General features: G+C 50.8%; 21 protein-coding genes. 13 read left to right on the top strand and 8 right to left on the bottom strand.

The genetic code is table 11. The features are described from left to right. Positions 1–161 precede the first annotated feature (161 nt). The 4 genes from ABEA66_RS06050 (at position 162) to ABEA66_RS06035 (ending at position 3,741) form a co-directional block, all read left to right on the top strand. On the top strand, positions 162–482 hold the full coding sequence (locus ABEA66_RS06050) for a UxaA family hydrolase (protein ID WP_345586902.1): 321 nt from the start codon (positions 162–164) through the stop codon (positions 480–482). Positions 483–707: 225 nt separating this feature from the next. Then, positions 708–1,868, top strand: a complete 1,161-nt coding sequence (locus tag ABEA66_RS06045; RefSeq protein WP_079908340.1) for a UxaA family hydrolase — start codon at positions 708–710, stop codon at positions 1,866–1,868. Between the two features lie 36 nt (positions 1,869–1,904). Beyond that, a complete protein-coding gene (locus ABEA66_RS06040) occupies positions 1,905–2,699 on the top strand; it encodes an SDR family NAD(P)-dependent oxidoreductase (RefSeq protein WP_345586901.1) in 795 nt (264 codons plus the stop codon). Between the two features lie 448 nt (positions 2,700–3,147). After that, positions 3,148–3,741: a PilZ domain-containing protein gene (locus ABEA66_RS06035; protein WP_345586900.1), complete on the top strand. Its 594-nt coding sequence runs from the start codon at positions 3,148–3,150 to the stop codon at positions 3,739–3,741. Positions 3,742–3,791: 50 nt separating this feature from the next. Here the strand turns inward: ABEA66_RS06035 and ABEA66_RS06030 are convergent, their stop codons facing one another. Then, positions 3,792–4,592, bottom strand: a complete 801-nt coding sequence (locus ABEA66_RS06030; RefSeq protein WP_345586899.1) for a hypothetical protein — start codon at positions 4,590–4,592, stop codon at positions 3,792–3,794. Positions 4,593–4,760: 168 nt separating this feature from the next. Here ABEA66_RS06030 and ABEA66_RS06025 point away from each other — a divergent pair, with 168 nt between their 5' ends. Then, a complete protein-coding gene (locus tag ABEA66_RS06025) occupies positions 4,761–5,795 on the top strand; it encodes a LacI family DNA-binding transcriptional regulator (protein WP_345586898.1) in 1,035 nt (344 codons plus the stop codon). A gap of 57 nt (positions 5,796–5,852) precedes the next feature. Further along, complete coding sequence (locus ABEA66_RS06020; protein WP_345586897.1) at positions 5,853–9,014, top strand: alpha-mannosidase; 3,162 nt, start codon at positions 5,853–5,855, stop codon at positions 9,012–9,014. A gap of 138 nt (positions 9,015–9,152) precedes the next feature. Here ABEA66_RS06020 and ABEA66_RS06015 read toward each other — a convergent pair whose 3' ends face one another. The 6 genes from ABEA66_RS06015 to mtnK all read right to left on the bottom strand — a co-directional run bounded on the left by ABEA66_RS06015 (position 9,153) and on the right by mtnK (position 17,709). Continuing rightward, on the bottom strand, positions 9,153–11,444 hold the full coding sequence (locus tag ABEA66_RS06015) for a hypothetical protein (protein ID WP_079908346.1): 2,292 nt from the start codon (positions 11,442–11,444) through the stop codon (positions 9,153–9,155). A 39-nt stretch (positions 11,445–11,483) separates the two neighbouring features. Then, on the bottom strand, positions 11,484–12,665 hold the full coding sequence (locus tag ABEA66_RS06010; protein WP_079908347.1) for an ABC transporter permease: 1,182 nt from the start codon (positions 12,663–12,665) through the stop codon (positions 11,484–11,486). Then, positions 12,662–13,399 (bottom strand): ABC transporter ATP-binding protein, encoded by a 738-nt coding sequence (locus ABEA66_RS06005; protein WP_345586896.1) that lies wholly within the window; start codon positions 13,397–13,399, stop codon positions 12,662–12,664. The genes ABEA66_RS06010 and ABEA66_RS06005 overlap by 4 nt, the downstream gene beginning before the upstream one ends. Before the next feature lie 28 nt (positions 13,400–13,427). After that, positions 13,428–15,182, bottom strand: a complete 1,755-nt coding sequence (locus ABEA66_RS06000) for an efflux RND transporter periplasmic adaptor subunit (RefSeq protein ID WP_345586895.1) — start codon at positions 15,180–15,182, stop codon at positions 13,428–13,430. A gap of 211 nt (positions 15,183–15,393) precedes the next feature. Further along, a complete protein-coding gene (mtnA, locus tag ABEA66_RS05995) occupies positions 15,394–16,470 on the bottom strand; it encodes an S-methyl-5-thioribose-1-phosphate isomerase (RefSeq protein ID WP_345586894.1) in 1,077 nt (358 codons plus the stop codon). A 33-nt stretch (positions 16,471–16,503) separates the two neighbouring features. Further along, on the bottom strand, positions 16,504–17,709 hold the full coding sequence (gene mtnK, locus ABEA66_RS05990; protein WP_192701168.1) for an S-methyl-5-thioribose kinase: 1,206 nt from the start codon (positions 17,707–17,709) through the stop codon (positions 16,504–16,506). Positions 17,710–18,066: 357 nt separating this feature from the next. Here mtnK and ABEA66_RS05985 point away from each other — a divergent pair, with 357 nt between their 5' ends. Continuing rightward, positions 18,067–18,240: a hypothetical protein gene (locus ABEA66_RS05985; RefSeq protein WP_179135834.1), complete on the top strand. Its 174-nt coding sequence runs from the start codon at positions 18,067–18,069 to the stop codon at positions 18,238–18,240. A 445-nt stretch (positions 18,241–18,685) separates the two neighbouring features. Continuing rightward, complete coding sequence (locus ABEA66_RS05980) at positions 18,686–20,359, top strand: S-layer homology domain-containing protein (protein ID WP_345586893.1); 1,674 nt, start codon at positions 18,686–18,688, stop codon at positions 20,357–20,359. Positions 20,360–20,420: 61 nt separating this feature from the next. Here the strand turns inward: ABEA66_RS05980 and ABEA66_RS05975 are convergent, their stop codons facing one another. Then, complete coding sequence (locus ABEA66_RS05975) at positions 20,421–20,591, bottom strand: asparagine synthase (protein WP_079908353.1); 171 nt, start codon at positions 20,589–20,591, stop codon at positions 20,421–20,423. 194 nt (positions 20,592–20,785) lie between these two features. Here ABEA66_RS05975 and ABEA66_RS05970 point away from each other — a divergent pair, with 194 nt between their 5' ends. From ABEA66_RS05970 to sufU, 5 genes are all read left to right on the top strand, one after another. Then, positions 20,786–21,358 carry a DUF1802 family protein gene (locus ABEA66_RS05970; protein ID WP_079908354.1) on the top strand — a complete coding sequence of 191 codons (573 nt, stop codon included), beginning with the start codon at positions 20,786–20,788 and terminating at the stop codon, positions 21,356–21,358. Positions 21,359–21,540: 182 nt separating this feature from the next. Further along, a complete protein-coding gene (sufC, locus tag ABEA66_RS05965; RefSeq protein ID WP_079908355.1) occupies positions 21,541–22,371 on the top strand; it encodes a Fe-S cluster assembly ATPase SufC in 831 nt (276 codons plus the stop codon). A 28-nt stretch (positions 22,372–22,399) separates the two neighbouring features. Next, positions 22,400–23,704: a Fe-S cluster assembly protein SufD gene (sufD, locus tag ABEA66_RS05960; RefSeq protein ID WP_192701166.1), complete on the top strand. Its 1,305-nt coding sequence runs from the start codon at positions 22,400–22,402 to the stop codon at positions 23,702–23,704. Next, complete coding sequence (locus tag ABEA66_RS05955) at positions 23,701–24,927, top strand: cysteine desulfurase (protein ID WP_079908357.1); 1,227 nt, start codon at positions 23,701–23,703, stop codon at positions 24,925–24,927. Before sufD ends, ABEA66_RS05955 begins: the two co-directional genes overlap by 4 nt. Beyond that, the gene (gene sufU, locus ABEA66_RS05950) at positions 24,914–25,342 is read left to right on the top strand and encodes a Fe-S cluster assembly sulfur transfer protein SufU (RefSeq protein ID WP_079908358.1); all 429 of its coding nucleotides are present in this window, start codon (positions 24,914–24,916) and stop codon (positions 25,340–25,342) included. Before ABEA66_RS05955 ends, sufU begins: the two co-directional genes overlap by 14 nt. Positions 25,343–25,353: the final 11 nt, after the last annotated feature.

The following is a 25,353-nucleotide window of genomic DNA, read 5'->3' as shown; positions in this document are numbered from 1 at the left end:
CTTACGAAGATAGCTTTTCTACGAAAAGCTCAGTAACGCTTACGAAGAAAGTATTCCTTCGGAAAACTCAGTTAATGCTTACGATGATAGCTTTCCTTACGGAAAGCCAGTAACGCTTACGAAGATAGCTTTTCTACGAAAAGCTCTAAGGAGGTTAAACAATGGCAGGACATCAAATAGAAGCAGGCGCCGACGCTCTAGTCATGGACGCCAAGGATCACGTAGCAACAGCGATCAAGGACCTGGAAAAAGGGCAAAAGATTAGTTACCGCGTGCAGGAACAAGTTCGCGAGGTCGTTTTGCTGGATGCGGTGCCTTTCGGTCATAAAATTGCTATCGAAGACATAGCCCAAGGTACTGATATTCGCAAATACGGCGAAGTAATCGGACGCACTACGGTGGATATCAAAGCAGGTCAGCATGTGCACGTTCACAATGTGGAAGGCATTCGCGGTCGCGGAGACCAAGCCGCAAAAGCTTAATTACGAAACTCAGCTTATGCTTACGAAGATAGTTTTGCTCCGCAAAACTCAAGCTTACGCTTACGAAGATAGTTTTTCTTACGAAAAGCTCAGTTTATGCTTACGAAGATAGTTTTTCTTACGAAAAACTTAGCCTATGCTTACGAAGATAGTTATGCTCCGCAAAACTCAGCAAATGCTTACGAAGATAGTTTTTCTTACGAAAAACTTTTAGGAGGAAAAAACATGGATCACATGATGGGTTACAGAAGACCGAACGGCGACGTAGGGATCCGCAATCACCTGCTGATTATTCCTACGGTCATTTGCGCGAACCAAGTTTGCAGCCGCATCAACCAAATGGTACCCGACACGGTAGCGATTCCGCATCAGCATGGCTGCAGCCAAATCGGCGCCGACAAAGAGCGCACGTTCGAGGTGCTGGCGGGCACAGGCAAAAACCCGAATGTCGGCGGCGTTATCATTATCAGCTTGGGCTGTGAGGTTATCGACCCCAACGAATTGGCGGACGCTATCCGTCCTACCGGCAAGCTGGTAGAAGTGTTCGACATTCAGTCGGTCGGCGGTTCCGTCAAGGCCATTCAGCATGGCGCAGAGCTTGCCAAAAAAATGCGCGCCCAATTGGACGCTATGCAGCCTGAGCCGATTCCGTTCAGCGAGCTGATCATCGGCGTAAAATGCGGCGGCTCCGACGCCACATCCGGTCTGGCTTCCAACCCGGCGCTCGGTGCGGCGGCAGATACGCTGATCCAGCACGGCGGCGGCGTCGTTATCGGCGAAACGACCGAGATTATCGGAGCGGAGCATGTACTCGCTTCCCGCTGTGCAACTCCGGAAACCGAGAAGCAGCTGTACCACATCGTGGACCGCTTCGAGAAAGAGGTAGAGCGGATGGGGGCCGACATGCGCGGCGGTAATCCGAGCCCGGGCAATATTGCCGGCGGTTTGACGACGATTGAAGAGAAATCCTTGGGCTGCATCAGCAAATGCGGCACAGCTCCGATCAAAGGGGTTGTAGAATATGCAGAGCAGCTTCCTAAGCATGGTCTGTACTTCATGGACTCCCCTGGTAACGACATTGAGTGCGTGTCCGGTATGGCAGCAGGCGGAGCGCATCTGGTCTGCTTTACGACAGGACGCGGTACGCCGACAGGCTCAGCCGTAATCCCGGTCATCAAAATTACCGGGAACAAGCGGATGTTCCAGCGTATGAGCGATAATATGGACGTCGATGTCAGCGACATGCTGGAAGGCACATTGAGCTTGGAAGACGCCGGTAACATCATCTGGGATGAGATCAAAGCTGTAGCGAACGGCAAGCTCACGAAAGCGGAAGTGCTCGGCCATACGGAGTTCAGCATCAACCGAATCGGACCATCTCTCTAATAGATATACGTGGCATCACGAAGGAGGAAGCGGAAGTTGGCAAGGTTAAAAGGGAAGGTCGCTCTGGTCACCGGGGGCAGCCGCGGGATCGGCGAAGCGATCGCCATTCGTTTGGCAGAAGAAGGCGCTCATGTAGCGGTTAACTATACGTCCGACCGTTCGCGCGAACTGGCGGAGAAGGTAAAGGAACAAATCGAGGCTTTGGGCTGCAAATCGATCGTTGTCCAGGCGGATGTAGGCAGTAAGGCTCAAGTGGAAGCGATGTTTAAACAGGTGGAGGAGCAGCTCGGAGACGTTGAAATCCTGGTTAACAACGCAGGGGTCGCCCCGTTCGAGCCGTTCATGAAAGTGACGGAGGAGACTTGGGACCGCACGTTCGCAACGAACGTAAAATCTATCTTTATGTGCTCCCAATTGGCTGCCGAGAAGATGATTCTGAAGCGTTACGGCAAAATTGTCAATGTTCTTTCGACAGCCAGCCTTGTCGTGACAAGTCCGGTCATTCCGCACTATCAATCGTCCAAAGCGGCGGCTCACATGCTGACCAAAGGGATGGCGATCGAGCTCGGCAAGTATAACATTAACATCAATGCTGTCGGGCCAAGCACCGTAGATACGGATATGTGTACCGACTTCCTGGCGGATCCGGCCATTCGCGCCAAAGAAATTGAAGCGAACCCGATGAAACGTCTGGGTACGGCTCGTCAGATCGGCGATGCCGTGGTATTCCTCGCTTCCGATGAAGCGATGCAGGTTAACGGACATTTGCTTATGGTAGACGGCGGCCTGACCGTCAAGGCTGCACAACCGGAAGATCACATGGAACATTAAACCCTATTCAAAACACAGCAAGTCCTTCGTTGATGAAGGGCTTGTTTTTATTTTGTCACAGTGAATCGCGTACAGAAATTCCTATCCGAAGTTGCCCCTTCTTTTGGGGAATATGTACATTTTCTGAAAAAATGATAGGTTTTGCATCAGCGTGGTTAATAGAGTTAAAATGGTTTCAACAAGATTTGGCTGTACATCCTATCATTCGACAAAATTAGACAAGAAATCTAATAGTCTCCTAATAATTGCCTTAAACTTTTTAAAAGTTTATCTCCTATAGTAGAACTATAACCACCACATCCAGATTTAGCGAGATGCGAAATGCAAGCTAAAAGTCGGATTGACGAAAACCGGATTTTCAGCATCTCTGAATTTCCATGGTTTGTCGACAGATTAGTTTTGCTTACGAAGTCCGTTTTGCTTGGCAAAACTCTAAGGAGATGATCCCATGAAGAACATTCAATTGCTGCATAAAGGAAAAGTTTATCAAGCGCATGTCGGGTATGAACAAGAGGAGTTTATGGAGGTTGGGATTGAAGCGGACACGAAGCTCGCCGATGGCGATGACGTGCTGTGCTTTGATTTCAAACGACGTCAAAATATGAGAATATTGCACAATAACAACTCCAAAATTTTGCTGGTACCGGCGGATTCGGAACTTTTTCATATTAAGGCAAAGCCCCAAAAAGTCGTCGATGAATGGCTGAATGAAGGGCAGGTAAAATATACAAGGTACAAACTTAACACCTTTGCCACCATCAGCGAGGATTTCAAAACGACGGCGGTGCGGGTTGTCGATGTAAGCCGGTTTGGCATAGGCTTTGAAATTAACGATTTTTCCATAAAAATGCATGAGGTATACGATAGCACGATGTTTTGCGATGAGGAGAGCATTCATTTAAAGCTTGTCGTGCGGTACGCGCATATTTTGGAAAAGACGATTCGCTATGGTGCGGAAATCGATAGCATTTCCTCCGGTGACCTTAATAAGTTCAGATACTACATTGCGATGCAGCAGTTCAAGCAAATGATGCTGGCATGAGTGAAAACCAAGCGGCTTAAAGGAGCTGCTTGGTTTTTTGCGTACGCCGTTTAAGAGGCGCTTATGATTTTGGCATAGACCAGGGTCCATTGTCCGTAACGCCACTTCCATAAGGATTCCGCAATGGCAATCGTGTTGTCGTTAGATAGCATCGCGATGTGCTGGATTCCTTTCATCTCCCAGATACCGTCCGTGTCCCGGTCGACCGGCTCCAGCTTATGAAACCCGCTGCTTATGATGCTGGCTGGCTGAAGCAGCCGTCCGTTTTGATAGTAGCCCATAGCTTCGTAGAGCGATTTTCGTTCTGAGAGCTCCAGCATGTACGTCTCATTCGTATTTTGAATCGTCACCGGCACCTTATAATGATCCTTGAGCACCCCTTTTAATGCAAGCGGAGGGGGCAAAGGCAATGCAACAGGCTGCTGATCCTGAATCGTGTATAGGACTATTGACGGAGACCCGCCTTGACTGTCGGGAGAGACATATACACAAATATCGTTGATCCTGTCTCCGTTGACATCGAGCAATTGCATAGAGGGATTGTAACCGCCCGGCAAGGCAATATCCATAGGTCTCGTTTCGGAAGAAATCAGGACACGGATGTTCAACTTATCATAATAACCGGAGGAGGGACTCTGATTGGTGCCGCTAAGCATGATGGCATCCGGAATGGAATCTCCCGTGAGGTCGGCTTTGACAGCCTGGAGCAGATAGGTAGAGCTGACGTGCTCCGAATCCTTGTTCTGTTTAGGCGAGGGGGGATCGGCAGCCGCAGGTGAGGTATGTACAGACGAGATGATAGTGATGATCAGTGCAGCGAGAAGCAGCATTTTATTCCGAAGATGTGCCATGAGCCCAATGCCTCCGTATCACGGTAGTTGTTTCTATAGTATGGATGATACTTCCATCCTTTATGAGAATTTTCGGAGAAACATGCAAGCCTTCATGCAGGAAAAGACTGAAAGATACCTGTTGCTTTTTGGTATAACACGTGTTATTTTTGGTTTGAGGTGCCATACATGAACAAAAGAGTAACCAGCTTTGACGTAGCAAAACGGGCAGGCGTATCCCGAAGCGTCGTGTCCGCCGTATTGAACGGTACGCCGGGCATCGGTGTGAGCGAGGAGAAGCGCAAATTGGTGCTGGAAGTCATCCGGGAGCTGAATTACCAGGTAGATGCGCAAGCGCGCGGAATGAAAACCGGGAGAAGCCATTGCTTGGCCGCATACGGGAATGTTTCGAATCCGATGTTTTTGCAGGTGCTTGAGGGAATGCAGGAGGTTTGCGCAAGCCAGGGGTACCACGTGCTGCTATACCCGTCAGGTAGCTCACAGCAAAGACAGGAGAGCATGCTGGATTTATTTTTACAGCGCCGTATTGATGGAATCATGGCATTGGACCGGCCGCATCGGGTGGATGAGGAATGGGTGCAGACCGTCCATCAATATCAGCTGCCTTACGTTTCCGTAGAGGGGTATCACGATCACTCCGGTATTCCTTCCGTGTTGATGGATTACGAGGAGAGCGTTCATCGCGCATTGGATTTCATGTGGGAACGAACGAGGCTGATGCCCGCCTATCTGGAGCTCCGCCATCCTACTCCGCTTGGCTGGGGGGATCAGGAACGGCGTAAGGCTTATGAAGGATGGGCTGCCTCTCATGGCGTGGAGCCTCTCATTTTCACTGAAACGGATGGGCCCTGGATTGAGAGAGCGCAGTTCTGGACACAGTGGACCCGGGAATTTCAGCCCTTATCCAGAGTCTTGCTGACGAACTGGTCCCGCGGAGCGGTATACGTCAGCCGTGCCGCTCAGATGCTCGGGATGCAGCCGGGCAAAGACATCCATCTTATGGCATGCGATAATACAGAACGAATCAACCAGCATTTGTTCCCGGCTATTACCTCCATTGAAGTACCTTATCGGGAGATGGGGCGGCTGGCCGCGCAAAGACTCCTCGAATATGTCGAAGGGCGCCGCGGGATGGAGGATAAAAGCGGCATTTGGGTAAAAGCGATGCTGGAAGAGAGAGAAAGCGTCGGACGGCTGACATAATTTTTTTTGATAGGATATAACACGTGTTATTTCATCCGAAATCAAGGAGGCATCAACATGCTGTTTACATTGGAAAAGCTGCAAGAGCGTTTGCGCGAGCTGTCGGAATTTCGATATAGAGACCGCCGGAGAATCGAAGCCTTCGATAGCTTGGAGGATCGGGAAGGACGGACGGGAGAGCGGCCGCCATGGCCGTTATCGCAGAATAAGGAAGCAGGGACTATGCGGATCGGCGATCGCTGGGAAGGAAGCGACCGTTATCTCTGGCTTGCTGTGGAGACGGAAATACCTGAAGCATGGCAAGGACGCAGGGTGCTGGGGCGGTTTGATTTTGGCAGAACGGGCGGCGGGAACAACTCCGGATTTGAATCGCTGCTGTATGTCAATGGCGAGCCCTATCAGGGGGTGGACGGCAATCATAAGGAAGTATTTTTTCAGGGTCACGATGCCGGGGCTGTGCTTCAGCTTTGTTTCCGGTTATGGTCCGGCATGGGGGGGTACCGGCCGAACACGGTGCAGGAGCATCAGCTGAAGCAGGCAGAGCTGTGCTGGCTGGATGAGGACGCTGATGATCTTTATTATACGGCCCTGGCCATGCTGCAGGTGGTGCGGGAGCTGGATGAGCATGCCCCGGAGAGTGTTATGCTGCTGTCTGCTGTGGATCAGGCCTTTTTGCTGCTCGACTGGTCAAAGCCGGGCTCGGAGGATTTCTATGCATCTGTAACCGCCGCGGCGGCAAGCCTGCGGGAAGCGGTACGGAAGCTGCCTAAGCACCACCCCGTGACGGTTCGATGCATCGGACATACCCATATTGATGTGGCCTGGCTGTGGAGATTGAAGCATACGCGGGAAAAGGCGGCACGCTCCTTCTCTACAGTTCTTCGACTGATGGAGCAGTTTCCGGATTACATATTCCTGCAGACAATGCCGCAGCTGTACGATTATATCAAAAATGATTATCCGGACGTTTATGCCCAAATCAAAGAAAGGGTCAGCCAAGGCCAATGGGAAGCAGGCGGCGGCATGTGGCTGGAGGCGGATTGTAACTTGACCTCCGGAGAATCGATCGTGCGCCAGCTTTTGTACGGAACCCGGTTTTTGAAGGAAGAATTCGGTGTGGAGTGTACCTATCTATGGCTTCCCGACGTCTTCGGTTATAGCTGGGCGCTGCCGCAAATCCTGCGCAAATCAGGAATTTCCACGTTCATGACGACCAAAATCAGCTGGAACCAATATAACCGGATGCCGCATGATACGTTTCAATGGCGGGGCATGGACGGGACGGAAATATTGACTCATTTCATCACAACGCCGGACAATGCCGGAGGGTGGCTGTACACCTACAACGGGGAAGTGACTGCCCGTACAGTCAAAGGCATATGGGAAACGTACCGGGATAAGCCGATCAACCGGGAGCTGCTGCTTTCATACGGTTATGGAGACGGGGGAGGCGGAGTGAACCGGGAAATGCTCGAGCTGAGAAGAAGGCTTCATGAGCTGCCGGGTATTCCTCAAGTGACGACGGGACGGGTTGATGAGTATTTCGAAGCCCTGCAGCAAACGGTTGCCGATACGAAGGAATATGTCCATACATGGGATGGAGAGCTGTATTTGGAGCTGCACCGGGGCACGTACACCAGCCAAGCCTACAATAAGCTGATGAATCGCAAGCTGGAGCTGTTCAGCAGGGAGGCGGAATGGATGGGGGTGATGGGCAGCCTGGCTCAAGGGGACTGGTCCGTCTATGCCCGGAATGAGCTGGCGGAGGCATGGAAAATCGTGCTGCGCAACCAATTCCACGATATTATTCCCGGTTCCTCCATTCATGAGGTGTATGAGGATTCCAGAATCGAATACGAGGAGGCTGAGAACAGAATCCAAAAGGCTTACATGCAAGCCGCGGCAGGGCTTGTTGCAGAAGTGGAGCAGGCCGGTCAAACAACGGTCACTGTATGGAATAGTGCAGGCTGGGAACGCAGCGGTCTAGTCATTATCTCAGCGGATAATCTGCCGGATCAGGGCGCACAGGGAAGCTGGGTGGACAGCTCGGGCCGTATGCTGGAAGGCCAGCGGGATAAGGCAGGCTGGTGGGTACAGGTCGAGAATGTGCCTCCGCTCGGGCACTCCGCCATTCGGTGGATTCCAGGCCGCGGCGCTTCCGCAGACAAGGTAAGCGAACCTTTTGTCATGGAAGAAAAGGGTATCGATACGCCGTTTTATAACCTGCAATGGAATGACAACGGGCAATTAATTTCCATCTGGGACAAAGCGGCAGAGCGCGAAGTGCTGGCTGAAGGAGCGAAGGGCAACGTGCTGCAGGTGTTTGAGGATAAACCGAAGGGGCGGCATGAGGCGTGGGACATCGATATTTTTTATACGCAAAAAATGGAGGAAATTAGCTCACTCCAATCTGTAGAGCTCGTTGAAAAGGGAGCTGTGCGTGCTGTCGTCCGGTTTGTCTGGAGCTATAGAGCCTCGACCATAGAGCAGGAGCTGATTGTGTATGCTCATTCCCGGCGGATGGATTTCAAAACAACGGTTGACTGGCACGAGCAGCGGAAGCTGCTGAAGGCGGCGTTCCCTGTGGAGGTGCGCTCGACCGAGGCGACCTATGATATTCAGTTCGGGAACGTCAAGCGGCCTACCCACTGGAATACGAGCTGGGATTATGCGAGGTTCGAAGTGGTTGGGCATCAATGGGCCGATTTGTCGGAGCGAGGCTACGGCGTCAGCCTGATGAACGATTGCAAGTATGGTTATGACATCAAGGACCACGTCATTCGATTAACGCTGTTGAAATCGGCGCTGGTTCCCGATCCGCAGGCCGATCAGGGAGAGCACAGCTTTACTTACTCCCTTATGCCGCATACCGGGGACTGGATGACTGGCAAAACGGTAGAAGAAGCATGGGATTTGAACGCACCGATGCAGACTCAGGCGGGAGAAGCCAAGGTGCCGGGTTCGCTGTTCCGTATCACAGGAGGTCATGTTCATATCGATGCCGTGAAGCAAGCGGAGGATGGCGGCCGGGTCGTACTGCGCTTCCATGAGTTTGCCGGGCAAAGAGGCACGATACAGCTATCGAGCGATTATGACGTTCAAAGCTGGCAGGAGTGCGATCTGATGGAGCGTCCGATAGGCGAGCCTATTCAAGCGGCGGTTCAAAAGCTGCCGTTGAAGCCGTATGAAATCAAAACCTTCCTGGTCGACATGCGATAATAGATAAAAGAAAACCACCCCGTCTCCTTTTGCAAGTATCCTTCGCATAAGGGGAACGGGGTGGCATTTTACTGCTTACGAGGGTTTATCTTGGGTAGTGCTATGGTGTTACCAAGCTTGCCCATCGGGTATATGGCATTAATTGCCCCAATCCTGTGTCAGCTGCTTCACAAGCCGTTTGGCCGTGCCGGAAGGCGTTTCAATGGTTTCATACACATTGATGCTCAGCTTATTATCGAACTCCTCGGTCTTAATATTGGAGAAGCTGATTTTTTGCTTTCCACTAACGAGCTTCTCTGTGCCTGTAAAGCTGGCCGAGGTGGAGCCCAGAATACGTCCTTGCCCGTCTACGAGGTCAAACTCCATTTTGGAGAAGTTCTGATCTACAATGACAGGGTCTTTACGGGTGATGTTAAGGTCCAGACTCAGCTGATATACATATCCGCTGTTGTACAAGGTTGCGATGCTGTAGGCGTCGAAGGAGACCTCGAACGGATAGAAGCTGATGACCTTGTCGTTCGATTCGCTTTGGACGGCTACCTGGAACGAACCGATAGACAGCTTGTTAGGAGCGGCGGACTTCGGATCTATGACGTTCAAGGCAAGGCTTTGCCCGGTTACATCGGTCGGAATCATATAGGAGTAACTGACGACATAGCTGGTGTTAGGCATAATCGTGGCGGCCGAGGAGGATTGCTTCACCCCGGAGAACGACTCTCCCCATTCATTCACCAGCTCGGTGCCGATATCCGGAATAGGCAGCGTTCCATTGCCTTTGTTCGTAATTTTATATTTGGCGATCGCTGTTTTATAGCCGTAATCCGTGTTCTCGTGCATGTGCAGCTCCACAAGCGAAATTTCCAGGTTCTTGTCAATCAAGCCGTTCGGCGCCAGGCTGAGCGGAGTACCCATTTGATAAGGCTTCGCCTGCACCACTGCGCTGTTGGTCCGCTGAATCCCCTTCAGATCAATGATCATGACAGGGTAGCTGTTGACATTGACGGTGCTGACACTGCTTTTGCTGGAGCTGCTGTTACTGTTGCTGCTGCTGCTGGATGAATTCGCATTTGTTGATTCATTGGCTGCTCCTGACGTGCTTGAGCTGTTGGCTGTCGTGGAGCTTGTCGATGCTTTTGAACTGCTCGTACTGGAATTGCCCGTTCCGTTATTTGAGCTTGAATTTGAACTGGAACCGGAGGAGGTACTGCCCGGCGATTCCATCAAAGCCAGCTTAACGGAGGCAGGATCGATCCCGCCAGGCACCAGTACGGAAAAATTATAAGTAGCGGACTGGCCCGGAGCCAAAAATCCGGTGGTTACGGATTTATCCTGCACCGAAGCGGCCAAGGTCTCCGAATCAAGCAAATAGGTGGCTGACAATGCAGGCAGTGCAAGAACCTCGCTGCCGTCATTGCGCAGGGTCACGGTGCTTTGGACAAGGAAGCCGTCATTTTGTCTTGTAGACGTTGCTTGTTCGGCTTTGATTTTTAAGCCTTTGTCCGTACCATACAGCGAATAAGGCTGCTCAGTTCCAAGCGCTACGGTGGCAATTGTGCCGGTTAAAGGGACGCTGCCGGCCACGCGGTCCACGGAATCCTCCGTATAGAAGGCTTCCAGAGCATAGGAATTAGCATCGAAGGAAGCCGGCACCGGTGTACGGAGTCTCACCTTTGTCAGCTTATCCGGGATCAACGTGTCTTGTCCGCCGTTGACCAGGGAGGCGGTATAGGTTATAGAATCGCTGCCCTTCAGTCTGAATTGCAATCCGGATGGGAGCTGGAAGTTCGATGATCCTGCATTTCGGACATACAGGTCGGTGAACAAATATTGGACCCCGTTCTCCGTCACCGGATAGCTTTGGCCAAGCCGCATGGCGACCAAGGCATCCTGGCTGTAAGAGGAGTCAACATCCTTCAACGAAATGAGCATCAGCTTGGCAGGATCGAGCTCGCTGGATACCGCGGAGGATACAGGAAGCTCGCCTATGGTACGGGTAAAGGTCGGAGAGCCCGAATCCCATGCGAACAGCTGAACCTTCAGATTTTGAGCGGTGGCGTTTTTTCCGAGCTGGGAAACGAAGCTGTATTGCTGCTCCTGACCCGGGCTAACGCGGGCATTCTGCTTGCTTGTCAGCTTGGCAGGGTAGCTGCTGCCTTGTTCGTCTATAATTTGAACGCCATAACCGTTAAAATCTACCGCACCTTCGCTGCCGTTGTGCATTTTGATAGAAAATTGCAGCGCGGACGATTCAGATCCCGCAGTGAAGGTTGCGTTCTCCAATGTAAAGTAGGTATCGTTCGCAATAAACACTCCTGGTTTGCCGGCAGAAGCCAACGGGACGTTGGCCATTAACGCGGTGCAAACGGCGAGCGTGCAAAGTAACGTTGTTTTTCTCGCTCTGAACGGCGGCTTCTTGGATTTGTCTTTCAACAGAATTCTCCTCCCATGTTTCGTTATCTGTAGCACTAGTCAGTCGGTACGAAGGGCGTCGATCGGACGGAGCTTGGAAGCTTTGTTTGCCGGATATAGACCGAAGATCATGCCAACGGCTACCGAGAACAAGAATGAGTACAGCCCGACCTCGAACGACAGCTGGGTCTCCTGTTTCGGGTTGAAATAAGGCCAGGCGAGCGAAAGTCCGCAGCCGAGCAGCAGTCCGATAATGCCGCCAAGGCCGCTGATGACCGTCGCTTCGATCAGAAATTGCATCAGAATATTGCGGCGTTTGGCTCCGATAGATTTGCGGATGCCGATCTCCCGCGTCCGTTCGCTGACAGTGACGAGCATAATGTTCATAATCCCGATGCCGCCGACGAGCAGCGAAATGCAGGCTACGCTGATCAACTGATTGTTCAAGGAGCTCGACGCAGCGACACGGGCTTTCATCAGCTCATCCTGGTTCATCACCTGGAATCCGGAGTCCGATTTGAATTTATACGTCAAATACTGCGTAATCGTTGTTTGGGCCTGAGACAGCTGTTCTTTCGTAGGAGCCTCCAAATAGGTCGTACGGATGTTTCCAAGTTTGAAGGACCTTTGAGCGGTAACCAGCGGGACGAAGACAGAATCGTCCAGCGATACGCCCCCGCCAATATTGGAGCCCTTTTCCTTAAGAACACCGGCAACGGTGAAGACGATACCGTCAATGTTGATGTCTTCCCCGACCGGGTCCAGGTTCCCGAAATATTTTTGAGCTACCGTGGAGCCTAATACGGCTATTTGATTGCGGAAATCGAGATCTGCCGCAGCGATAAAACGTCCTGAGGCGACCTCGCCCTTCATAAGGCTTAAATAATTTTCATTCGTACCCACCACAGTGTATTTCTCCTGCGTGTGGTCGTATTTAATATTGGAGCTTCCCTTGACGATCGTCGGGGCAATAGTCTGAATTTCGGGAAGCTGCTCCAGCTGCATCAGATCGTTATAATCCAGCTGGGTTGCGCGTCCGACGCCCATGACGTTAACGACGATCAGGTTCGTTCCGAGTGCTTCGTATTGCTTTTCAATGGCTGCTGAAGTCCCTTGTCCGATAGAGACGAGAGTTACGACCGAGCTGACGCCGATAATAACCCCGAGCATGGTCAGCAGGGTACGCATCGGATTGTTCACGACGGTACGCATCGCCATATAAATAAGTTCGGGCAGCTTCATCTCATCACCTCTACTGCGTGCTTGACTTCAGCAGGCTGCGAGGGAAGAGGACGAAGCCGTTCGTCCCGGACAATCTCTCCGTCACGGATAGAGATTACCCGTCTTGCGTTCTCGGCTATATGATTATCATGGGTAATCAGTACGATGGTATTGCCTTGATCGTTCAGCCTGATCATCAGCTCCAGCACTTCGTTGCCGGTCTTTGAATCCAAGGCCCCGGTCGGTTCGTCCGCCAGCAGTAGCGAGGGGGAGATGGATAAGGCTCGCGCGATCGCAACACGCTGCTGCTGACCGCCCGAGAGCTCGCTCGGCTTGTGGTGGCCGCGGGTGCCCATGCCGAGCAGCTCCAGCATTGCCTGCGCCTTTTCCCGCCGGACTTTTTTGCTGACTCCTGCATAGATCATGGGCAGCTCAACATTCTCAATGGCGTTCAACTTGGGCAGCAGATTAAACTGCTGAAAGATAAAGCCGATCTTTTTATTGCGAAACTCGGCCAATTGATTGTCGCTCATCTTCTCCGTGGCTACGCCGTCCAGCTTGTAGGAGCCGGAGGTAGGAACGTCCAGCAGGCCGATCGTGTTCATGAGCGTGGATTTACCCGATCCGCTGGGACCGACAATGGCCACAAAATCACCCGTTGTGACCGTCATTGATACACCTTTGAGGATTTGCAGCTTCTCTGCACCTCGCTCGTATGATTTCGTGATGTCTTTCAATTCAATGATAGCTTCCATAGGGAGATCCTCCTTTCCATGCTATTGCTTAACGGCCGCCGCCACCGCCGCCGCTATTCCCGCCGGTTCCTCCTCTTTGGATAAACTGCACACCGCCTGCGCCGCCGGCACCACCTGCACCGCCTGCGCCGCCGGCACCACCTGCACCGCCTGCGCCGCCGGCACCACCTGCACCGCCTGCGCCTCCGCCTTGCTGGAACTGCTGACGAATTTTATCGATATCGGCTTGCGTCGCCGTATTGTTTTTCTTGGTAACCGGAATCACAACCTTGTCGCCTTCCTTCAACCCGTCGGTAACTTCGATATACAGCTTGTTGCGGATACCGATCTTGATCTCATGCTTCTCTTCCTTCGTTCCGTCCGCATTCATCAGCGTTACGTAACGTTTGCCCTGCTGTTGTTGAAGGGCCTCGATTGGAAGCAGCAAAATATCTTTCTTGTCCTGCGTAATGATCTCGGCAGTGGCCGTCATTCCGTTACGCAGCTGCCCGTCATTCTTGACGGAGATGCCGACATCGAAGAAGGTCACGCCGTTTGTGGTCGTACCGACCGTAGAGACCTGATTGACTTCGCCTTCATAGATTTTGTTTGAAATCGAGTCCACCTTCACCGTCGCTTTCATGCCGACCTTCACATTAGGCAGATCGAGCTCGTCGACTTGTACGGGAAGCTGCATATAATCGAGGTTGGCTACGGCGCCAAGCTGCGTATTCGCCTCAATGGTCGAGCCTGCAGGGTAGCTCGCAAGCACGTTGGTCTTTTTGTTGGCGAAGTCCGTGGAGAAGATGCCGTCAAACGGAGCGGTAACCGTTAATTGGTCCAGCTTGTCCTGATAGTTTTTGATGGTAATCTTCTGTCTCTCAATCGCCGCCTGCTTGTTCAAAATATCGTTTTGCAGCGTGTCGTTCGTAATGGAAACGATAAGGTCCCCTTTATTGACGTAATTGCCGGTTTTGATATTGACGTTGTTCACAATACCGCTGGCAGCGGAGAGGACGCTTTCCACCTTCACAAAATCCAGGGTGCCTTTATCGGTGGATTGAGCTGTTCTGCCGCCTAGTACAGCGCTTCCTTTGACCTTCATGCCTGCGCCGAGGGTGCCGTCATTTTTCACGGATATTTCCACATCGAGCAACTTGCTGCCGTTTGCATCGCCTTTCGGCTGTTGTCCTACGGATTCGACGACGGCGGTTTTGGTCAAGTTGAAGCCGTCAATGGTCAGGTCTATGGTGTCGCCCTTCTTGAGCTGAACCGCATCCTCCAGCAGGAACGGGAGCTTGGTCGTCATCGACGAAATATCCGATATCGTTCCGATACGGCCGTTCTTGCTCACATTGGAGCCGACATCCAGATTGGAGGTTAATGTCAGCGTGCCGCTGATCGGGGCGTAGATATTCAGGCTGTTCTGCTGAGTTCTCAAATCTTCGAGGTCCTTCTCCTGCTGCTGCAGATTGACTTGAGCTTCCTGCAGATTCGCTTCCAGACTCAAGTCGGAGATAACGAACAGGACATCTCCCTTTTTGACCTGCTGATTGCGGGTCAAATTCATCGTTTTGATCGTTCCTTCTACAGGAGCAATAATATTTTGGACATCACGCGCTTCAAATTGAGAAGTACCTGATACGGAGGACGTAATGGCGCCCTTCTTAATCTCCGCTACCTTTTCCTGTGCGCTGGCAGCCGGTTTTTTGGTGTTATTGGACAAATAGTAATATGTACCGCCACCGCAAAGAGCCAGCCCGATGACGACGGCTATCCATTTTTTACTGCGCAGTAATCCCATTCTTGCTTCTCCTTTCCGACATTTCAGCTTTTCTACCTTGCTGCTTTTTAACTTTATCAACGGTTTGTGAAAAAAATGTGAATTTAAACTTAAGGGGAGATTAATGCACGGAAAAAACCGGTCGATTGAAGGAAGCTTGCCGAAAAAGAGTGCGAAAAAAGCCGAAATCCTGTCGAAGGATTCCGGCTCTGGTTTAGGGTTAGCTGGAGGATTACTCCTCGAACAGCTTTTTCAAGTTTTCCTGGAACGGTGCGCGAACGATCCCTTTTTCCGTAATAATAGCGGTCACGTATTCGTTAGGGGTCACATCGAACGCAGGGTTGTATACCTTAATGCCCTTCGGTGCGGTCCGTTTTCCGAAGCCTTGCGTGATTTCGTCTTCATGCCGCTCTTCAATCGGGATATCCGCGCCGGTAGGCGTGTTCAAGTCGATGGTCGACATCGGGCAGGCGACATAGAACGGAATGCCGTGAGCCTTGGCTAGTACGGCAACGCTATAGGTGCCGATCTTGTTGGCCACGTCGCCGTTCGCCGACACGCGGTCCGTACCGACGATGACGGCCTGTACCCAGCCCTTGCTCATGACGGCGCCGGCCATATTGTCGCAAATGAGCGTGACATCGACACCGGCCTGCTGCAGCTCGAACGCCGTCAGCCGGGCGCCTTGCAGCACCGGGCGCGTCTCATCGGCGAACACCTTGAGGCCGATGCCGCGCTCCTGCGCCAAATACATCGGCGCAAGGGCGGTGCCGTAGCGGGCCGTGGCAAGGCCGCCCGCGTTGCAGTGCGTGAGGACGCCCATGCCGTCCTCGAACAAGGACAGCGCGTGCTCGCCGATGAGGCGGCACGTCTCCTCGTCTTCGCTCTGGATGAGCTTTGCTTCATCCAGCAGCGCTTGCTTCAACGCTTCCGGCTCCGTCCCGGCGGAAGCGAGCTCCTGGGCGCGCAGCTTCATGCGGTCGAGCGCCCAGAACAAATTCACCGCCGTCGGGCGCGACGTCGCGAGATATTCGCACTGCTTGACCGCAGCGTCAAGCAGCTCCTCACGGCTTCCGCTCACGCCGCGGACGCCGAGGTACACGCCATAGGCGGCCGAGATGCCGATCGCCGGCGCTCCGCGTACCGCAAGCTGCTTGATCGCATCCCATACCTGCTCCGATGTCGTCAGCTCCAGATAAACAATCTCATCCGGTAGCAGCCTTTGATCCAGCAGCTCGAGACGGTTTTCCGCCGAATTCCAACGAACCGATTGCAGCCAATCCGCCGTTTGCTTCTCTGTTGTATTCATGTAGTTATCTCCTTTGGTATAGCTAGACTCGTATTATTGTACGGCCTTCCACGCGATATCGATCAATTCGTCGATGGATTGGGCTTTGCGGTGATGCTTGATCAGCGCAGTCCCGATCCGCAGAGCGATGCGCTGAGCGCGTTCTTTGGCTGCCGCATCCTCCAGCTTGTTAATGTCCGCCACTTGGGCCAATCCATGAACCCGGCGAACCGTCTTGCTTCCCGTATAACCGATAGCATCCTGCAGAAGCTGCTGCATGTACCAGTCCTGGTAGCCTGGCGTTTTGGATACGCGATCGACGCCGTGCTCATTCCACAACCTGCGGAATTCTTGCTCGAATACAGTCCAGCTTTCCTTGATGGTGTCCGTCAAATAGGTGCGGTAATCCTTGCGCGACGCTTCGTCCTTGCTCCAGCCCTCTTGAGCGGCAAAGTTCAGAAGCAGGTTGGCGAACACGGCCCCGATATCGAAGCCCATCGGCCCGTAATAGGCAAATTCAGGGTCGATAACCTTCGTGGAGTCCGGCTTGATAAAAATACTGCCGGTATGCAAGTCGCCGTGCAGCAGCGCCTGGGCTTTGGTCAAAAATCCATTGCGCAAAATCGCCACTTCCAGATGCAGCTCCTGGTCGTTCCAGATCGCTTCTACGGCGTCTTGAATAGCAGGGGGCACATCGTTCGTATCGGCATTCCGGTACGGGTCGTCGAAGATCAGATCCTCGGTAATTTTGCACAAATCCGGATTAATAAACTGCTGAACACGCAATTTCTTGTCCTGCTGGTTCATTCCTAGATCGGAAGTGTAAAACAACGTGTGGGCCAAAAAACGGCCGATATGACCGGCGAACAGCGGATAGCGGTTGCCTTCGATCAGCCCTCTGCGCATAATGACATGATCGCTCAGATCCTCCATCACCGTCAAAGCCAGGTCCTTATCGTATACAAACACATGAGGGACGAGGTCCGGGCAGAGCGACTCCTGGATCATCAACGCTTCGCTCTCAATTCTTGCGCGGTCCAGAGAGAGAGGCCAGGATTCCCCAACGACTTTGGCATAAGGGAGGGCCTGCTTCAAAATGATACTTTTGCCGGTGGACGGCTCCGTAATATGGAACACGAGATTAAGATTGCCGTCGCCGATCTCTTTGCTCGTTAGTTCGCTGCCTGCAGTGAACAGGTTGGGAATACCTCTTGCGTATTCCACCGCTTCAGCTTCCGTTAACGCGTGATATGAAGTCATGGGTGTATGATGCCTCCTTAAGGTTTTATTAAAGTTTTGCAAGAGCAAAACCGGCTTCAAATGCATGCATGAAATTGCGGTGCAAACTGGCTTTGTCAGCATCGCTTCCTTTGGGTAAAGCGGAAATGAGGCTTGCTGTAGTCCGTAAAACTATCATCCCATAGTATAGCAAATTGTGCGGGGTTGGAATAGACTCTCTCATGTTAATTCCTTATATATAAATCGGAATAATCTGTGTTTTCCTCGAGACGGCTTTTTTACAAAAAATTCATGCTCCGATAATATCCCCATAATGCACGATTTTTACAATAGTATCAGATCAATAACGACGGCATGACTAGGAGGTATGGCTCCCTTATGAATATTCTGCTTCGAATTCTTTGCGGCGCTGCTGCGCTAAGTATCGTATTGGCCCTCGGAATGTACGCGGACGAAGACCAGCCTGTGGCCGCAAATCCCATGAAAGCGAATCAACAGCAATACGATAGAATTCATGAAGCCTCCAAATTTTATGTGAACTCCGGCCGCTAAACAAACAATTTAATAGGTTTATGGGTGAGCATTCTGCTAGAGCAGGGTGCTTTTTTTATTCCAATTCTCCTTACAGTACCTGAATCAGCATCGAAGCCAAAGCAGTGTCTAAAGGTATAAAAAAATGATATGATAAAAAATGGAAAATAAACCATATAAAGAAAACGAGGTGGAGAGGATTGAATCGAAAGCAAGTTGGTAGTTTTCTGCTAGGCATGGGACGGTTATGCAGACGGGAAGTTCCATCCCGATAACCAGGTTAGTAAGGAAGAGTTTTTAAGCATGCTGATTAAAGCATTTGGGCACAAAACGGATTCCAATTGCGGGATGGTCGGACAGCCTGTATGCCTTTGCTCTTGAGCACAAATATCCCGTGAAGGGCGTGCAGTAGCACGGTATAAAGTCTTTACAATAACCGAATTTTTCATGGGAAGGATGGATTCAGGTGAAAAAAAGAATTATCGCCTGCCTGCTGCTCGGAGCAAGCATGGCTTGTACAATATCGGCTGTAGGTTACGCTCAAACAGTAGATTCGGGACTACCAGTTAGAACTAAGGAATCCATTGAAAGTAAATGGGCCACTTACAATCCGGAAGGCTACCAGGGCCAGATATACGATGAAATCCCCGTCATAAGCACAGAGAAGTACAGTCCGGGAAAAGTGAATATCAGCTATTTGAGAGGCGGCTTGGCAAGAGCTAATTTTTATCGATATATTAGCGGGCTGCCGGATAATCTGGAGCTGGAAGAGGGTTTTTCAAGATCTGCACAATACGGAGCCGTAATCAGTGCAGCTGTTTATGGAAATCTTACTCAAGAACCCAAACAACCGAAGAACATGGATAATGATTTTTACTATATTGCCCGGTCCTCGGCCAGAAATAGCAACGTGATCACAGTAGATGCTTCTAGAGGAAATAAAGCAGCTAAGGCAATAGATAGATATATGGGCGGCTCTATTTTTGACCTGTTTAAAGAGGAATATTACGGAGCTGACAAAAGTGGGTATGGCAAAGATAGATTAACCACCGGTCCCAATCTTCAGCTGCTAGACCCTTATTTGAAAAAAATCGGCATAGGATTAGCCTCAAGAGATAATCAGGCCTATTATACCGTATTGGACTTTACGGATCTCAGCAGCCGAGATGTTTTTAATTATTCGTACATTCCCTACCCAGCCCAAGGCTATTTTCCTGCAGATGTGTTTAGAGAAAATCAAGCCTGGACCATCATGCTGAGTTCTGCTTCTTTCTCACAAATAAAAGATGAAGTTTATGTGGAGTTAACGCGCCAATCGGATCAATACAAATGGACTTCTCGAAGCACGGACGATTCACACCGCTTGTACTTGAATCTTCAATTGGGTGTGAATTGGGGAGACCGGATTCATTTTCAACCCAAAGAGCTGGACAAAATTCGTGATGGCGATGTGTTTACAGTGAAGGTTACCGGTTTGAAAACTTCCTCTGACGAGGCAGCGGAGTTGAAATATGATGTAAAATTCTTCTATATTAACAAGGTGTCTGTCGAACCGGATGATAAAGAAAAGCCATCCTCCAGACCTTCAGCCCCGGAAGCCACCGTTCCTGCCGATACCGGAAATAAAGGAGAGCCGAACCAGAAGCCTTCCGATATCCAATTCCCCGACATAGCAGGTCATTGGTCAGAGTCTACGGTAAAGTGGGGCATAGCGAAAGGGATTGTCGACGGTTACGCAGACGGGAAGTTCCAGCCAGATCGTCAGGTTAGCGAGGAAGAGTTCTTGAGTATGCTGCTTAAGGCCTTCGGGCACAAAACGGATTCCAATTCAGGAGCGGGATGGTCGGACAGTCTGTACACCTTTGCTATGGAGCACAAATATCCCGTGAAGGGGGCGGAGAACCGGGCGGCAAGGAGCCAAATGATCACAAGAGAATCTATGGCGGAAATTGTTGCGGCAGCCGATGGGGAGCCTTTGCTTAATGATGAAGCGATCGGTTACTTGCTCACGAAATCCTACGCGGAAGGAAGAACCGATAACGGCGCTGCGGGATTCGCAGGACAGGAAGGGCTGACCCGTTCAGAAGCTTTGCAGATCATACGCAATGTGCAGGAGCATGGAATAAAGTCTTTACAATAATAAAATATAGAACAAAAAAACCTAACGTGACGCTAGGTTTTTTTGCCTGATCTGAAGCCGGTTATCCTATTCTGCCGCGGCGGTGCTCCACCAAATCAATTGCACCCAACACGACATGTGCAAGTCCGAATCCGGCGACCGCCGCCGCAGCCATCGGATATTTTCCCCGCAGTGCTACACCTGAAGCCGTTACAGCCGTACCCAATACAGTAGGAATGAGTCCTTCTCTCATATGCTTCATCCTCCTTGAAGTGAGTTTGTGTACGCAGGTATAGGTTCGCGTTTTTTCACTTCTTTTATGCCTGGCAACAGTTGCTTGAACGGAAATGAAATCTTATAATTATACCTTTAGAAGTCTTTTTCATTATACGATTTCATCAAGACAGCAAGATTAAATGAGGCTATAACAGGAAAGGATGGAACATAGTGAGTACCCCACCTGCAGCTTTAAAAGAATGGGCGGTTGCAGTGGAAGCATTGCGAAGCGGAAGGCAAATTCTCATTATGCGCAAAGGCGGCATTCGGGAAGAAACAAGGCACTTTCAAGTGCAGAGCGATAGCTTCTATCTGTTTCCTACATATGAGCATCAAAAAAAACAGTGGATCAAGGCGGAAGACCAGCCGGTGCTGGACAAGACCCTGGAGAACTGGAGCGTTGAGGATACGGAGGTGACGATTCGTTGTTACGCCGAGCTTGCTGAAGACATATTAGTAGAGAGTCAGGAGCAGCTTGATAAGTTGGCGGCTTTTCATCTATGGACGGATTCGTTCGCCGAGGAAAGACTGAAGTGGAAACGAACACAGCCTTTGCATGTCATGCTGCTTCGAGTGTACGAGCTTGCCGAACCCGTCCGGCTGCCGTTACTGGCTGAATATAGCGGCTGCAAATCCTGGATTGAGCTGAACAGCTCCCGTCTTGACGGAGTAGGGCGCAGTGCGGTCCTGAATGACGAAGATTTCCAAGAAGCGGTGAGAAATATTAAATCTGCCTTAGGCTAGGATAGGCTCCCGCGGGCTTATGAAACATAACCGTATAAAAATGAGCTAAATGGGTCTTTATTGATTTGCCCCGGTAAGATATAATATAGTAACATTGAGAATCATTGATAATCAATTTAGAATGATTATTAACTAAGAATTACAATATCTAACGATTCATTTCAAAATGGAGGAAGAATACAATGGCAAATGCACCGGAATTTATTATAGACGGTTTGAAGGCAACTGTCGAAGGCAAAGAGATTTTGAAAGGGTTAAGCCTGAAAATCAAAGGCGGAGAAGTTCATGCGGTAATGGGTCCTAACGGTACCGGTAAAAGTACGCTGGCTTCCACCATCATGGGACATCCGAAATATGAAGTAACGGATGGCTCGATTTCCCTGAACGGCGACGATGTTTTGGAAATGGCCGTGGATGAGAGAGCAAGAGCAGGTCTGTTCCTTGCCATGCAATATCCAAGTGAAATTGCGGGCGTAACTAATGCGGACTTCCTCCGTAGTGCCATTAACGCGCGCCGCGGTGAAGGCAATGAAATTTCTCTGATCAAGTTCATCCGCTTGATGGAAGCGAAAATGAAAGAGCTTGAAATGAACCCTGAGTTCATGCACCGTTATTTGAACGAAGGCTTCTCTGGCGGTGAGAAAAAACGGAATGAAATTTTGCAAATGATGATGCTTGAGCCAAGCATTGTTATTCTTGACGAGATCGACTCCGGTCTGGATATCGACGCCCTTCGTATCGTAGCTAACGGCGTAAACGCTATGCGTTCCGAAGACCGCGGCTTCCTAATCATCACTCACTATCAGCGTTTGCTGAACTATATCAAGCCTGACTTCGTACACGTAATGATGCAAGGCCGTATCGTTAAATCCGGCGGTCCTGAGCTGGCTCAGCGTCTGGAGAACGAAGGCTACGACTGGATCAAGGAAGAGCTCGGTATCGTTGATGAGACGGTAGGTCAAGAAGAGGAAGAATTCAAAGTTCCAATGAACACGACAGCTCCAAAATTCTAAAATAAGTCCACGACGGAGGAATATATCTATGAGTACACAAACCATTCTTCCAATCGATCGCCAAGCCATCGTGGAGCTGTCCCAATCGAGACAAGAGCCTGAATGGATGACCAACCTTCGCGCTGAAGCGCTGGAGCTGGCCGGATCATTGGAATTACCGAAATTGGAAAAAACGAGAATCGACCGCTGGAACCTGCGTTCCTACGGAAGCTATAAAGCGGAAGCGGCATTGACTACATTAGAGCAGCTGCCGGAATCGGCCAAAGCATTGCTGCAAAATGAAAATCCCGAAAATCTGCTTGTGCAAAAAAACGCAAGCATCGTATATCACAAAGCTTCGGAAGAGCTCGCTAAACAAGGTGTGATTTTTACAAGCCTTGAAGAGGCTCTGAAGCTGCATTCCGACCTGGTAAAAAGCCATTTTGGTAAGGCAGTAGCCAAGGACGAAAACCAGGTCACTGCTCTTCATACCGCTATTTGGAGCGGCGGCGTGTTCTTGTACGTTCCTAAAAATGTACAGGTGGAAGTGCCGGTTCAAGCGTTGTTCTTAACAGACGATGCGGATGCAACCTTCTCGCCGCATGTCCTGATCGTTGCCGAGGAGAACGCATCGGTAACTTATGTTGATAACTTCGTTTCCGAAGGCAATTTGAACAACCTGGTTCAAAACGGCGTAGTAGAAGTTATCGTTAAGCCGGGCGCTACCGTAAATTTTGCTTCGGTACACAACCTGAACGATTCGATCACGGATCTGACTTACCGCCGTGCTGTCGTGGAAAATGATGCTACCATCAACTGGGTTATCGGCGAAATGAACTATGGCAATGCTATGTCTGATACGACCTCCATTCTGAAAGGCAACGGCTCCAATTCGGATGCGAAAATCATCTGCGTCGGAACCAACGATCAGAAGCTGAACGTAACGACAAGAGCGGTTCACTTCGGCAAAAACTCGAGCAGTGATATGATCACTCGCGCCGTTATGCGCGACGAGTCCACTGCGATCATCAACGGCATTACCAAGATCGAAAAAGCGGCAACGGGAGCTAACGGGCAGCAAACGGAGAAAGTGCTTATGCTGAGTCCGAAAGCCCGCGGGGACGCGAACCCTATCCTGCTTATCGACGAAGACGATGTAAAAGCAGGTCACGCAGCGAGCGTAGGACAAGTAAATCCGGAGCAAATCCACTATTTGATGTCCCGCGGTATTACTCGTGAAGAAGCACAGCGCCTGGTCATTTATGGCTTCCTGGCTCCTGTTGTTTCCGAGATTCCAATGGAGAAGGTACAATCCCAGCTGCAAAGCCTTGTAGAAAGGAAGCTCGGACAATGAAGACGTCGGAGATTCGGAAACTATTTCCCATCCTGCAGCAGGAAGTGAACGGACATCCGCTGGTATATCTGGATTCCGCAGCCACTTCACAGAAACCAGTATCCGTAATCGAAGCCGTCAAGCATTATTACGAGTGGGATAACGCAAATGTGCACCGTGGAGTCCATACGCTGGGCTCCCGCGCTACTGACGCGTACGAAGGCGCTCGGGAGAAAGTGGCTAAATTCATTAATGCCAAATCGACGCAGGAGATTATTTTCACCCGCGGTACGACATCGGCCTTGAATTTGGCTGCATCCAGCTATGCCCGCGCCGTGTGCGGCGAGGGTGACGAGATCGTCCTTACTCCTATGGAGCATCACAGCAATCTCATACCATGGCAGCAAGTAGCGAAAGCTACCGGCGCTGTCTTGAAATATATTCCGCTTCAACCGGACGGCTCCATTCGTCTGGAGGATGTAGAGGCCACTATTACCGACCGGGCGAAAGTGGTTGCCGTTACTTATGTTTCCAACGTTCTGGGCGTTGTAAACCCTGTGAAGGAAATTGCGGCGATTGCGCATCGTCACGGAGCCGTGATGGTAGTGGACGGGGCCCAAAGCACTCCTCACTTGAAGGTGGATGTGCAGGACCTGGATTGTGATTTTTATGCATTGTCCGGTCACAAAATGTGCGCTCCTACAGGAATCGGCGTAATGTACGGCAAGAAATCGCTTCTTGAGACGATGGAGCCGATCGAGTTCGGCGGCGAAATGATCGATCATGTGGATTTATACGATTCCACCTGGAAGGAGCTTCCGTGGAAGTTCGAGGGCGGCACGCCTATTATTGCCGGTGCCGTTGGTTTGGGAGCGGCGATCGATTTTCTGGAAAGCATCGGGATGGATGAAATCTTCCGCCATGAGCAGCAGCTTACAGCTTATGCGATCGAACGTATGTCCGAAATTGAGGACCTAACGATATACGGACCGAGAAGCCATCGTGCCGGTACGGTTACTTTTAACCTTGGGGACGTTCATCCTCACGACGTTGCGACAGTATTGGATGCCGACGGCATTGCCGTTCGCGCAGGACATCATTGCTGCCAACCGCTAATGCGGTGGCTGAACGTTTCGGCTACGGCCCGCGCCAGCTTCTATCTTTATAACACAGAAGATGACATTGACCGGTTGGTGGCTTCACTAATCAAAACAAAGGAGTACTTCGGTCATGCAATTGGATGATTTATACCGCAGAGTCATTATGGATCATTATAAAAATCCGCGCAATCGCGGCACGCTGGATGATGAAGCCGTAACGATCGACTTGAACAATCCTACGTGCGGTGATAAAATTCAACTGCAAATGCAGGTGGAAGACGGTATCGTCAAAGCCGCCAAGTTCGTGGGAGAAGGCTGCTCGATCAGCCTTTCTTCCGCTTCTATGATGACGGATGCCGTTAAAGGCAAGACGCTCGAGGAAGCATTGGAGATGGCAGAGAAGTTTTCCGGACTAATGAAGGGTGAATCGGTGGAATTCGAGTACGAGGATATCGAAGCCCTGTCCGGTGTGAATAAGTTTCCGGCAAGAATCAAATGCGCTACACTTGCATGGAATGCGCTGCGCAAAGGAATCGAACAGGCTCACAATAAGCATTAGTTTGGGGTGAC

Origin of the sequence: Paenibacillus vulneris (assembly GCF_039543185.1) — a bacterium.
Taxonomy (GTDB): Bacteria; Bacillota; Bacilli; order Paenibacillales; family NBRC-103111; genus Paenibacillus_S; species Paenibacillus_S vulneris.
Note: the sequence above shows the minus strand (reverse complement) of the source record. Positions and strands in the feature narration are given on the sequence as shown.